Raw genomic sequence first — 12239 nt, forward strand, 5'->3', positions numbered from 1 at the left:
ATGCCGGTGTCCATGGCGGCGCTGTGCGACGACCTGGCGGCCGAGTCCGCTGAGCTGCGTGGAGTCCTCGCCGGGCTGGACGAGCTGGGGTGGCAGCAGCAGACCCCGGCCGCGGGATGGACGATCGCCGACCAGGTCTCCCACCTGGCCTACTTCGACGACGTCGCGCTGCGCTCCGCGACCGACCCGGACGCGTTCGCCGCCGAGAAGGAGCGGATGGACGCCGAGGGCGGGGTCGACCCGGACACGATCGCAGCCCGCTTCCGTGACCTGGGCGGTGCCGAGCTGCTGGCGTGGTTAGACGACGCGCGAGGCCGGCTGATCGCGGCGTTCCGGGAGCTCGACCCGTCGGCCCGGGTGCCGTGGTTCGGGCCGGCGATGAGCGCGGCGTCGTCGTTGACCGCCCGGATCATGGAGACGTGGGCGCACGCTCAGGACGTCTACGACACGGTCGGCGTCGCCCACGAGCCCTCCGGCCGGATTCGCCATGTCGCGCACATCGGCGTCGGCGCGCGGGCGTTCAGCTACGCCGCCCACGGCCGCCCGGCGTCCTCGGTGCCGGTGCGGGTCGAGCTCGCGGGGCCGGACGGGTCGATGTGGACCTGGGGTCCCGACGACGCCGCCGACCGCATCACCGGGCCCGCGCTCGACTTCGCGCTGCTCATCACCCAGCGCCGGCACCGTGACGACCTCGCGCTCGAGGTCGTCGGTGAGGCCGCGCAGGAGTGGGTGGAGATCGGCCAGGCGTTTGCGGGCGAGGCCGGCACCGGCCGCGCACCGCTCGGCAAGGAAGAGGTCCGGTGACGCGCGACGTGCGGATCGGGAACATCTCCGGCTTCTACGGCGACCGGATGAACGCCGCCCGCGAGATGCTCGACGGCGGACCGGTCGACGTGTTGTGCGGGGACTACCTCGCCGAGCTGACGATGCTCATCCTCGCGAAGGCGCAGGCCAAGGACCCCGACGCCGGGTACGCCAAGACCTTCCTGAGCCAGATGCGCGACGTCCTCGCCGACTGCGTCGCCCGCGGCGTCAAGGTCGTCGCCAACGCCGGCGGGCTCAACCCCGCCGGACTCACGGCCGCTCTCGAAGAGCTCGGCACCGGCGCGCGGATCGCGTACGTCGAGGGTGACGACCTGCGCGGCTCGCTCGACGCCATCACCCCGCCGGTCACCGGCAAGCCCGTCTCCGCCAACGCCTACCTCGGCGGGTGGGGCATCGCCGAGGCGCTGGCCGCGGGCGCCGACGTCGTGGTCACTGGGCGGGTCACCGACGCATCGCTCGTCGTCGGCCCGGCGGCGTGGTGGCACGGGTGGGGCCGCGAGGACTTCGATGCGCTCGCGGGCGCCGTCGCCGCGGGCCACGTCATCGAGTGCGGACCGCAGGCCACTGGCGGGAACTACTCCTTCCTCGACGAGATCACCGACCGTCGCTACCCGGGCTTCCCGATCGCCGAGATCGCGGCCGACGGCTCGTCGGTGATCACCAAGCACCCGGGGACGGGGGGCCTCGTCTCGGTCGGCACCGTGACCGCGCAGCTGCTGTACGAGATCGCGTCCCCGGCCTACCTCGGCCCGGACTGCACGACCCACTTCGACACCATCGCGCTGACCGACGACGGGGAGCACCGGGTCCGCATCTCCGGCGTGCGCGGCAGCCCTCCCCCGCCCACGCTCAAGGTCGCGCTCAACGACGCCGGGGGCTACCGCAACACCATGACCCTGGTGCTGACCGGGCTCGACCTCGAGGCGAAGGCGGCGTACGCCGAACAGCTGCTGTTCGAGGTGCTCGGCGGCCGCGACCGCTTCGCCGAGGTCGACGTGCGGCTGCTGCGCTTCGACCACCCCGACGCCCCAGCCAACGACCAGGCCACCGCCCACCTGCGGGTGACGGTGAAGGACCCCGACCCGCGCGTGGTCGGCCGGTCGTTCTCGAACGCGACGATGGAGCTCGCCCTCGGTGGCTACGCCGGCTTCCACACCACGACACCGCCGACCACCGAGTCCGCCTTCGGCGTGTACCGGCCGGCCGTCGTGCCGCGCGAGGCCGTTATCCACACCGTCGTCCTGCCCGACGGCGAGCGCCGCGTGGTGGCCGACCCGCCGGATGTCAGCGACGTGGCTCCGCAGACACTCAACGTCCGCAACGGCACTTCGCTGACGCTGTCCGGCGGACGGACGACGCGCGCGCCGCTCGGCACCGTCGCCGGCGCACGCTCGGGCGACAAGGGCGGCGACGCCAACATCGGGCTGTGGACGCGCAGCGACGACGCCTACGCGTGGCTGCGCGGATACCTCACCGCCGACCGGGTTCGCGGCCTGCTCGGACCCGAGGCGACCGACCTCGCCATCGAGGTCCACGAGCTGCCCAATCTGCGCGCCCTCAACGTCGTGGTCCACGGCCTCCTGGGCGACGGCGTGGCCTCGTCGACACGGCCCGACCCCCAGGCGAAGGGCCTCGGCGAGTACCTCCGAAGCCGCGTCGTCGACGTGCCCGAAGCACTGATCAGCGCGTAGGACGAGAGGGAACCGTCTCCCTCCGTCGGCCTGAGGCCGTCGACGAGGATCCATCGCCAGATCCCACCCGCGTGGAGCAGTCGACTCCTACGATCTCCGCGCGTGCTCGATCACGACGACGCGAGGAGGCGGCGTGGCCGACCCGGTCCCGGAGGAGCGGTCGAGGGAGCACGAGGTGCCGCCGTCGCTGCCCCTCAGCCCCGTGGACGAGATGATCCTGCACCTGCAGGAGGCCCGGTCGCCGTGGAACGTGCAGGTCGAGCTGGGCGTCGACGGGCGGGTCGACGAGGCGGCGCTGCACCGGGCGGTCGTGGCCTGCACCCGCCGGCACCCGATGGCGCGGGCACGGCTCGCGCCGTGGCGGCGGTCCGACCGCGGGTACGCCTGGCGGTTCACCGACGAGGCCGACGTGTGCCCGGTGCGCCTCGTCCGCTGCCCCGATGACGACGCGCTGCGCCGCGACCTGCACGGCGAGCAGATCGCGCTGGACACGTCGCCGGGCTTCCGCGTCGTGCTGGCGCGGGGACCCGAGCGCGACACGGTGCTGCTCTCGGCCAACCACGTCGTGGCCGACGGGGTGGGGACGCTGCGGCTGATGACGTCGATCGCGCGCGCCTACCGCGGCGTGGACGACCCGCTCGACCCGACGCCGCTCCCTGTGGCCCGCGACCTTGAGGGGCTGCTGGCGCCGGACGACCGCGGCGAGCGCCGCGCGCGCCGGTGGGAGCCCGTGCGCCGGGTGCGCGAGGCGCTGGACCCCCCGGCCCGGCTCGCCGGGGCGACGGACGGCACACCAGGCGTGGGGTTCGTGACCCGGGTGGTCGCGCTGGACGACGCGACGGCGCTGACCGACCGCGCTCCGGACACCTCGATCAACGATGTGCTGGTCGCCGCGCTGCACCTCACGGTCGCCGGGTGGAACGCCCGGGCCGGGGCACGGACCGCGCGCGTCGGGGTGATGATGCCGGTCAACCTCCGGCCGGCCGAGAGCTTCTGGGAGGTCGTCGGGAACTTCGCCTCGATGGTCTCGATCTCCACCCACCCGGCCGACCGCGTCGACCTGCGCACCGCGACGGGCGCGGTGGCCGCGCAGACCCGGGAGCTGCGCCGCGAGGTGCGGGCGCGGGGGCTCTACGACCTGTTCGCGGTCGCGGCCGGGACCCCGGTCGGCGTCCAGCGGGCCGCCGCGCGCCTCATGCCCGTCGTCGGGGGTGACCGCTTCATCGACACGGCCGTGCTGTCGAACCTGGGCCGGCTTGCCGAGCCGCCCTCGTTCGGCGACGACGAGCCGCCCGCGCTGTGGTTCTCCCCGCCGTGCGACCGGGTGTGCAGCGTCGGCATCGGCGCCGTCACCGTGGGGAGCTCGCTGATGCTGAGCACGCGGTACCGCCGCGAGGTGCTCGACAGGGCGGGCGCCGAGGCGTTCGTCGACGACTTCGTGGCCCTGCTCTCGGGCGCGAGGGGCGGCCGGTGACGAGCCTGGCCGGCCGGGTCATGCCGCTGGCGCTGGCGCTGCGGAGGACGAAGAAGGTCCTGGCGAGCGCGGACGCCACCCGCGCGCAGGTCGACGCCCGCGTCCGGCGCCCGGCCCGGGCCGCCCCGCCCCGCTGGCTGCGCACTCGCGCCGACGTCACCGTGTCCGAGGTCGCCGGCTGGCCGGTCTACGACGTCGGCCCGCGGGGCGGCTCCCCGTCGCGGCGGGTCCTCTACCTGCACGGCGGCGCCTATGTCGCCGAGGTGGTGCTGCACCACTGGCTGTTCGTCGCCCGGCTCGCGGCCGCGACGGACTCCCGCGTGCGCGTGCCGATCTACCCGCTCGCCCCGACCGCGACGGCGGACCGGGTGGTCCCCGCCGTCACGGATCTCGCCGCGGACCTCGTGGACACCGCCGGGCCGGCGGACACGGTGCTCATGGGCGACTCGGCGGGCGGCGGGCTCGCCCTCGCCGCCGCCCAGGGGCTGCGGGACCGGGGCGTCCCCGCCCCCGCCCACACCGTGCTCATCTCGCCGTGGCTCGACGTCGGCCTGGGCGACCCGGCGATCGCCGCGACCGAGCGCCGGGACCCGATGCTCGCCGTCGCCGGCCTCCGCGCCGCGGGCGACCTGTACCGCGGGGACCTCGCCGCCGACGACCCGGTGGTCAGCCCGCTGCACGGCGACCTCGACGGGCTCGGCCCGGTCACGGTGTTCAGCGGGACGCGCGACGTCCTCCACCCCGACGCCGAACGCTTCGCCGACGTCGCCCGCGCCGCAGGCGTGCCGCTGCGCTACCGGCCGGCCCCGGAGATGCTCCACGTCTACCCGCTGCTGCCGATCCCCGAGGCCCGGGCGGCGCGCCGCACCATCCGTTCCGTGATCACCGGCGGCTCCGGGCCCCCGGCGTCGCGATGAGAGTGGCTAGCCGTGGTTATCGCGGGATCGCTGCTCCAGCCCCGCGAGCCGCTCCCACCCGGCGACCGCCTCGGTGAGCACCTCCGTCACCGCGTCGGTCCGGGTCGTGAGTGCCCCGCTGCGGTCCGCCGCTGCGAGGGCGGCCACGACCTCGCTCCGGGCACCGTCCTCCTCGCGCACCGGCACGGCGACGGCGATCGCGCCCGGCAGCAGCGGGCCGCTGGTGCCGGTCTCGCGGCCGGTGCGGCGGATGCGCTCGGAGTCCTCGAGCAGCGCCACGGCGGCCGCCGGGTCGTCGGGACGGGCCGCCTGCACGATCTCCCAGCGCACCGCCTCGGGCAGGTGGGCGAGCAGCACGCGCCCCGCCGCCGTGTCGGCCAGCGACCCGCGCACCCGGGCGGACAACGCGTAGTCGAACGGCTCATCGGCGCCCGCCCAATCGACGTAGACGGCGTCGCCGCCCACCCTGACGGCGAGCAGCACCGGCACGCCCACCCGCTCGGCGAGCTCGACGAGATCGCGGTGACGCGCCCCCGGTACGGGCCGCCGCCCGGCACGCAGGGACAGCACGTAGGGCGCCGGCCCGAGCCGGTACCGGCGTTCCGACTCGTCGAGGTAGCCGACGGCCACGAGGCCGTCCACGAGCTTCTGGACCGACGACACCGGGGCGCCGACAGCGCGCGCCAGCTGGGTGAGCGACGCTCCCGCGGGCCGGGCGACGGCGGCCTCCAACAGCTGCGCGACCCGGTCCACCGTGCGGTGATGCCCCCGAGGCCTATCCATATGGGTAACCATATCTCACATTGTGTGGACTGCTTAGCTCTCCTAACGTCGTCGACGAGCGACGGAGGGAGCACGGATGCGCATCGAGGACGTCCGGCGACAACTGACGACCCCGCTCGGGGCACCGGCCTACCCGGCGGCGAGATACCGCTTCACCGACCGCGAGTACCTCAACATCACCTATCGCACGGACCCCGACGCGATGCGCGCCGTGGTGCCCGAGCCGCTGACCGTCGGCGACCCGCTGGTGCGATTCGAGGTGATGCGGATGCCCGACACCACGGGGCTGGGCTCGTTCAGCGAGTCCGGGCAGGTGCTCCACGTGGAGTACGAGGGTGAACCGGCCGACTACCTGCACGCCATGTACGTGAACAGCCTCGCCTCGATCGCGAGCGGTCGGGAGATCAGCGCGTACCCCAAGAAGATGGGCGCCCCGCGCCTCTACACCGACTCCGACACCCTCGTCGGCACGCTGGACTACGGCACCCTGCGGGTCGCGACCGCCACGATGGGCTACAAGCACCTGCCGCTCGACGAGGCGGCGGCGCGGGCGGAGATCGGCCGGCCCACCTTCGGCCTCAAGGTGTTGCCCGCCGCGGACCGCCGGGGCCACCGCATCCTCGAGCTGGTCCGCAGCCAGATCACCGACATGACGATCAAGGGCGCCTGGACCGGGCCCGCGCGGCTGCAGCTCTTCGAGCACGTCAACGCGCCACTGGCCGACCTGCCCGTGCGGGAGATCGTCTCGGCCACCCACATCCTGACCGACCTCACCCTCGGCCCGGCGTCGGTGGCCTTCGACTACCTCGCCGAGGACGCCCAGGGAGGAACAGCATGACCGCACCACTGGCCGGTATCCGGGTCGTCGAGGTCGCGGGCTGGATGGCGGCACCCGGTGCCGCGGCGATGATGGCCGACATGGGTGCCGACGTGATCAAGGTCGAGCCCCTGCAGGGCGACCCGATGCGCGGCGCCACCCGGCAGCCGGACCCCGCGGGGGGCGGCGCACGGGTGGACCCGAGCTTCCAGATGGACAACCGCGGCAAGCGCGGCATCGCGGTCGCGATCAACACCGAGCAGGGCGCCGCCCTCGTGCGCCGGCTCGTCGCCGATGCGGACGTGTTCGTCACCAACCTCCTACCCGGGCGCCAGCAGCGCTACGGCCTGGACGCCGGGACCCTGCGCGAGGCCAACCCACGGCTGGTGCACGCGACATTGTCCGGGTACGGCTCGGAGGGCCCCGACACCGAGCGCCCCGGCTACGACCTGACCGCATTCTTCGGCCGTGGCGCGATCCTCGACGCGATGACCGAAGCCGAGGCGGAGACTCCCCCGCGCCTGCGCCCCGCCCAGGGCGACCACACCGCGGCCCTGAGCCTGCTCGCCTCGATCCTGGCCGCGCTCCGGGTGGTCGACGCCACCGGCGAGGGCCAGGACGTGGACGTGAACCTGCTGGCCACCGCCGCCTGGACGATGTCCACCGACCTCTCGGCGACCCTCGTCGACGGCTTGCCTCCCGCCTCCGGTCGCCGGAGCCGCCCCCACGCGCTCCACGGCGCGTTCCGCTGCGCCGACCGCCGCTGGCTCGTGCTCTTCATGCCCGAGCCGCGCTGGTGGGAGCCCTTCTGCGAGGCGGTCGGGCACCCCGAGTGGGCGCAGGACGAGCGCTTCGCGAGCTTCCGGGCCCGCGGCGAGCACATGGGCGAGCTCACCGACCTCCTCGACGCCGCGATCGCCGAGAGGCCCCTGGCCGAGTGGAGCCGCATCTTCGACCGGTACCGGTTCATCTGGGGCCCCGCGGTGACGCTCCCCGAGCTCGCCGCCGACGCGCAGGCCGAGAGCCTGAACCTCTACCCCCGGTTGTCCGATCCCGAGGCCGGCGAGTTCCGCACCGTCGGCGCCCCCGTCCACGTCGCGGGAGCCGACATCGCGCCGCGCGGGCCGGCGCCGGCCATCGGCGCGCACACCCGCGAGGTCCTCGCCGACCTCGGCCTCTCCGACGACGAGCTCGCCGCGCTGATCTCGGACCGCGTCGTCGCCGAGCGCGCGGGCTGAGCAGCACCGGCCCTCATCCACCACGACTCCCAGGGACCACCATGAACGTCACCGAAGTGGGCGCCGGGACCATCGGCGTCTCCTGGACCACCCTGCTCGCCGCCCACGGTCACGACGTCGTCGTCACCGATCCCCGGTCCGACCTGGTCGAGGTCGTCGATGCCGGTGTCCGCCAGTTCGCGCCCTCGCTGGACGCGGACCCCGACGAGCTGCTTGGCCGCATCCGGTGCGAGCCCGACCTCGAGGCCGCGGTGGCCGACGCCGCCGTCGTCCAGGAGCAGGGCCCCGAGGACGTCGACCTCAAGCGGTCGCTGTTCGCCCGCATCGGCGCCGCCGCCCCCGCGGAGGCGCTGCTGCTGTCCTCCACCTCCGGGATCCAGCCCACCACGATCGCCCGCGACCTCGACGACGTGATCGCCGCCCGGCTGCTCGTCGCCCACCCGTTCAATCCGCCGCACGTGTTGCCGCTGGTCGAGGTGGTCGCTGGGGAGCGCACCGCCGACGACACCGTCGCCCGGGCCGCGGAGTTCCTCCGTGGCGTGGGCAAGGACCCGGTGGTGCTGCACCGGGAGGTGGCCGGCTTCGTCGCCAACCGCCTCCAGTCCGCCCTCTTCCGGGAGGCCGTGCACCTGGTGCGGTCCGGCGTCGTCGACGCCGAGGAGCTCGACCGCGTGGTGACGGGGTCGCTCGGTCCGCGCTGGGCCACCGGCGGGCCGTTCCTGTCCTTCCACCTCGGCGGCGGTCCCGGCGGGCTGCGCCACATGCTCGCGCACCTCGGTCCCGGCATGGCCCGGCGCTGGCGCGACCTGGGCGACCCCGCGCTCGACGAGGAGACCGTCGACGCGCTGGCCACCGCCGCCGAGGTGGCCTACCGCACCGACCACTACGCGGAGCTCACCGAAGCCCGCGACCGCGCTCAGGTCGCGGTTCTGCGCGCCCGTGACCTGGGCACCACCGACACCGACCGTCGCGGAGGAGAGCACTGATGAGCACGAGCACCGACATCCAGGCCGGGCTGCCCACACCCACCACCAGCGAGGCCGTGCTGCCCCCGCTGCTTGGCGACTTCTACGGCTACGCCGAGCTGCTCGACCCCGAGGAGCAGGAGATCCTGGCCAGGGTGCGCCGCTTTGCCGAGGAGCGCATCGCCCCGATCGCGGACGCCCACTGGGCGTCGACGGACTTCCCCTTCGACCTGGTCCCCGGCTTCGCCGAGCTCGACATCGTCGGCCTCGGCCGCGCCTGGCCCGACCGGCGCGCCTACTCCAAGCTGCTGACCTCGATGGTCAGCATGGAGCTGTCGCGGATCGACCCGTCGATGTCGACCTTCTTCGGCGTGCACGGCGGGCTCGCGCTGTCCTCGATCGACCTGTGTGGGTCCGAGGAGCAGAAGGAGCGCTGGCTGCCGGCGATGCGGCGCATGGAGAAGATCGGCGCGTTCGCGCTGTCCGAGCCGCACGGCGGGTCCGACGTCGCCGGCGGTCTCGAGACCACCGCGCGGCGCGAGGGGGACGACTGGGTCCTCGACGGCGCCAAGCGCTGGATCGGCAACGGCACCTTCGCCGACCTCGTCGTCGTGTGGGCGCGTGACGTCACCGACGGCTCCGAGACCCACGGCTCGGTGCTCGGCTTCGTCGTCGAGAAGGGCACGCCCGGCTTCACCGCCACCAAGATGGAGGGCAAGCTCGCGCTGCGGACGGTCCAGAACGCGGACCTCACCTTCGAGGGCGCGCGGGTGCCGGAGGAGAACCGGCTGCAGAACGCCCGATCGTTCAAGGACACCAACCGCGTCCTGCGGGTGACCCGCGGCGGAGTCGCGTGGAACGCCGTCGGCGCGATGATGGGCGTCTACGAGCTCGCCCGCGCCTATGCCCTCGAGCGGGTGCAGTTCGGGCAGCCGATCGCGTCCTTCCAGCTCATCCAGGACCACCTCGTGACGATCCTGGGCCGGCTCACCGCGTCGATCGCCATGGCCGTTCGGGTCGCCCAGCTCCAGGACGCCGACCACTTCCGCGACGACCAGGCCGCTCTCGCGAAGCGCGAATGCACCATCGCGCTGCGCGAGGCCGTCGCGAGGGCCCGCGAGGTGCTCGGCGGCAACGGCGTCCTGCTGGAGAACAAGGTCACCAGGTTCTTCAACGACGCCGAGGCGCTCTACTCCTACGAGGGCACGCGCGAGATGAACACGCTGGTGGTGGGCCGCTCCATCACCGGCATCGGCGCCTTCGTGGGACGCGCGCCGGAGCGACACTGATCGCTCAGTCTGCCGACTCGACCATCGCGCCAACCCCGAGCTGGTGAAACTCCTCGACGGGTCGGCGTCGTCGGCGGCGCCGCGGCGCCGGCGAGTTCCCGCTCCACGGACATGCCGATCAACTGCACGGCGACCTTCTGAGTGCCCGCCCTCAGGCGGTGGCGTCGTGGTCGCCCGCCGCGCGGGGCGAGGTGTCGATGCCGCTCATCTCGGCGAGCATCGTGGCCAGGTTGCTCTCGAGGTGGTCGCGGACGGCCGCGCGCACCCGTTCCGGGTCGCGTGACCGGGCGGCGTTGACCAGCTCGTCGTGGGCGTGGGCGCGGTGGCTGGCAAAGGATTCCGGGGCCTCGACGGGATCGAAGACCAGGCGTGTGTAGCGCTCGGAGGCGTCCCAGAGGGGGGCGAGCATCCGACGGTCCCAGACACTCGCGGCCGGCTCGATGAGGGCGGCGTGGAAGTCGCGGTGGGGCTGCCAGAACGCTTCCCCGAGCACGTGATCAAAGGTCGCGCGCACCATCGCGGCGAGCTCGGCGATCTGCGCGTCGGTGCGGCCGGGCGCCGACAACGCGGCGAGCTCGGGCTCCACGGTGATCCGCAAGCGGTAGATCGCGCGCAGATCGTCCGGGTCGAGCGGGGTCACCAGCGCGCTGCGCGACGGGCTCAGCACGATCAGCCCCTGGGCCTCGAGCTGGCGCAGCGCCTCCCGTACCGGGACGTGGCTGACCCCGAGCTGTTCGGTCAGGGCCGGCACCGTGAACGGCCGTCCCGGAGGGAGTTCCCCGCTCAGGATGGAGCGGCGGATCTCGTGCAGCACGAGGTCGACCGCCGACGCCTTGCGCGCCGCCACCGACTGCACACCACGGCCCGCCTCTGCGGTCACGGCCCGCCTCCTGTCCTCCGATGCCCGCGACGGGCGGAGCATAGCCCCCGTTGACATCTTATAACTTAGCGCCCTAGCGTCCTCGATGGCTCAGGTCACACCGAAGCGACCGCCGGAGGTGCGCGATGTCCTCGACCTCGATGTCCGACTGTTCCCTTGACCGACCCGGGACGACCGACGAAGCCCGGGCGTTGCGCGCGGACCTGGTCGGCCGGGCCCGCGAGCTCGTCCCGGTCCTCGCCCGCAACGCCGCCCGCACCGAGGAGGACCGGCGGGTCGCCGACGAGAACATCGCGCTGATCGACGAGGCCGGCCTGTTCTCGATCACCAAGCCGCGCCGTCTCGGCGGCCTGGAGACCGATATCCGCACCAAGCTCGAGGTCTCCCGCGAGCTCGCCCGCGGCTGCGGGTCGACGTCGTGGGCGACGACGCTGATGAACGTCTGCGGGTTCTTCGGCGGCCTGTTCCCCGACCAGGCCCAGCGCGACGTCTGGGAGGGCGCGCCCGGCAACCGCATCGCCGGCGTGCTGGCGCCCTCGGCGGAGGCGACGCGGGTCGACGGCGGTTACCGGTTGGCCGGGAAGTGGGGCTGGGCCTCGGGCTGCCTGCACGCCCAGTGGGCGGTGGTCGGCTTCCCGGTCCCCGACGGGCACGGCGAGGTCGTCGACCAGGGCCTGGCCCTGGTCCCGATGACCGACCTGTCGATCGAGGACACGTGGTTCGTGGCCGGGATGCGTGGCACCGGCTCGAACACCCTCGTCGCCCGCGACGTCCTGGTGCCTGAACACCGGGTCATCTCCGTCCCGGCCGCGATCGGCGGCCGCTACGCCACCGAGCACACCGACGAGGCGCTCTACCGTTCGGCGTTCGTGCCCGTCGCCGCGATCGTGCTGGCCGGCCCCCAGCTGGGCCTGGCGCAGGCCGCCCTCGACCTCGTGATCGAGAAGGCCCCGAAGCGCTCGGTGTCCTACACCTTCTACGACACCCAGACCGACGCGCCGACCTTCCAGCTCGCGGTGGCCAAGGCCGCCTCGCTGGTCGACGCCGCCCACCTGTTCGCCTACCGGGCGGCCGCGGACATCGACCAGGCCGCGGTCGACGGCGTCTACCCCGACTACGCGGCCCGCGCGCGCGTCCGTATGGACACCGGCGCGGCCATCGAGAACGCCCGCGAGGCCATCCGCACGCTCGTCTCGGCCCACGGCGCCGGGTCGTTCGCCGAAGCCAGCCCCCTGCAGCGCGTCTGGCGCGACTCCGAGGTCGCGTCCCGCCACGCCGTGATCAGCCCGGCGATCTCCTCCGAGGTCTACGGGCGAGCCCTGCTCGGCATCACCGACGGCGTCACAGCGCTCGTCTAGAG

Annotated in this window: 11 protein-coding genes; 9 read left to right on the top strand and 2 right to left on the bottom strand. The window is 73.8% G+C overall.

Annotated features, from left to right (window positions below; genetic code table 11):
- The 4 genes from ACQPX6_RS17380 to ACQPX6_RS17395 all read left to right on the top strand — a co-directional run bounded on the left by ACQPX6_RS17380 (position 1) and on the right by ACQPX6_RS17395 (position 4907).
- Entirely contained in the window at positions 1–804 is an 804-nt protein-coding gene (locus ACQPX6_RS17380; RefSeq protein ID WP_433781544.1) for a TIGR03084 family metal-binding protein, read from the top strand.
- Between the two features lie 47 nt (positions 805–851).
- Positions 852–2516: an acyclic terpene utilization AtuA family protein gene (locus tag ACQPX6_RS17385; RefSeq protein WP_433788288.1), complete on the top strand. Its 1665-nt coding sequence runs from the start codon at positions 852–854 to the stop codon at positions 2514–2516.
- 133 nt (positions 2517–2649) lie between these two features.
- Complete coding sequence (locus ACQPX6_RS17390) at positions 2650–3990, top strand: condensation domain-containing protein (RefSeq protein ID WP_433781545.1); 1341 nt, start codon at positions 2650–2652, stop codon at positions 3988–3990.
- On the top strand, positions 3987–4907 hold the full coding sequence (locus ACQPX6_RS17395; RefSeq protein WP_433781546.1) for an alpha/beta hydrolase fold domain-containing protein: 921 nt from the start codon (positions 3987–3989) through the stop codon (positions 4905–4907). The genes ACQPX6_RS17390 and ACQPX6_RS17395 overlap by 4 nt, the downstream gene beginning before the upstream one ends.
- A gap of 6 nt (positions 4908–4913) precedes the next feature.
- Here ACQPX6_RS17395 and ACQPX6_RS17400 read toward each other — a convergent pair whose 3' ends face one another.
- Positions 4914–5660 carry an IclR family transcriptional regulator gene (locus ACQPX6_RS17400; RefSeq protein WP_433781547.1) on the bottom strand — a complete coding sequence of 249 codons (747 nt, stop codon included), beginning with the start codon at positions 5658–5660 and terminating at the stop codon, positions 4914–4916.
- Between the two features lie 106 nt (positions 5661–5766).
- Between ACQPX6_RS17400 and ACQPX6_RS17405 the strand changes: the two genes are divergently transcribed.
- The 4 genes from ACQPX6_RS17405 (at position 5767) to ACQPX6_RS17420 (ending at position 9999) form a co-directional block, all read left to right on the top strand.
- On the top strand, positions 5767–6528 hold the full coding sequence (locus tag ACQPX6_RS17405) for an acetoacetate decarboxylase (protein ID WP_433781548.1): 762 nt from the start codon (positions 5767–5769) through the stop codon (positions 6526–6528).
- On the top strand, positions 6525–7745 hold the full coding sequence (locus ACQPX6_RS17410; RefSeq protein ID WP_433781549.1) for a CaiB/BaiF CoA transferase family protein: 1221 nt from the start codon (positions 6525–6527) through the stop codon (positions 7743–7745). Before ACQPX6_RS17405 ends, ACQPX6_RS17410 begins: the two co-directional genes overlap by 4 nt.
- A gap of 41 nt (positions 7746–7786) precedes the next feature.
- On the top strand, positions 7787–8731 hold the full coding sequence (locus tag ACQPX6_RS17415; RefSeq protein WP_433781550.1) for a 3-hydroxyacyl-CoA dehydrogenase NAD-binding domain-containing protein: 945 nt from the start codon (positions 7787–7789) through the stop codon (positions 8729–8731).
- A gap of 68 nt (positions 8732–8799) precedes the next feature.
- Positions 8800–9999 (top strand): acyl-CoA dehydrogenase family protein, encoded by a 1200-nt coding sequence (locus ACQPX6_RS17420; protein WP_433788289.1) that lies wholly within the window; start codon positions 8800–8802, stop codon positions 9997–9999.
- A 151-nt stretch (positions 10000–10150) separates the two neighbouring features.
- Here the strand turns inward: ACQPX6_RS17420 and ACQPX6_RS17425 are convergent, their stop codons facing one another.
- On the bottom strand, positions 10151–10879 hold the full coding sequence (locus ACQPX6_RS17425; RefSeq protein WP_433781551.1) for a GntR family transcriptional regulator: 729 nt from the start codon (positions 10877–10879) through the stop codon (positions 10151–10153).
- Between the two features lie 140 nt (positions 10880–11019).
- Here ACQPX6_RS17425 and ACQPX6_RS17430 point away from each other — a divergent pair, with 140 nt between their 5' ends.
- Positions 11020–12237: an acyl-CoA dehydrogenase family protein gene (locus ACQPX6_RS17430; RefSeq protein WP_433781552.1), complete on the top strand. Its 1218-nt coding sequence runs from the start codon at positions 11020–11022 to the stop codon at positions 12235–12237.
- Positions 12238–12239: the final 2 nt, after the last annotated feature.

Origin of the sequence: Actinomycetospora sp. CA-101289 (assembly GCF_050955895.1) — a bacterium.
Lineage (GTDB): Bacteria > Actinomycetota > Actinomycetes > Mycobacteriales > Pseudonocardiaceae > Actinomycetospora.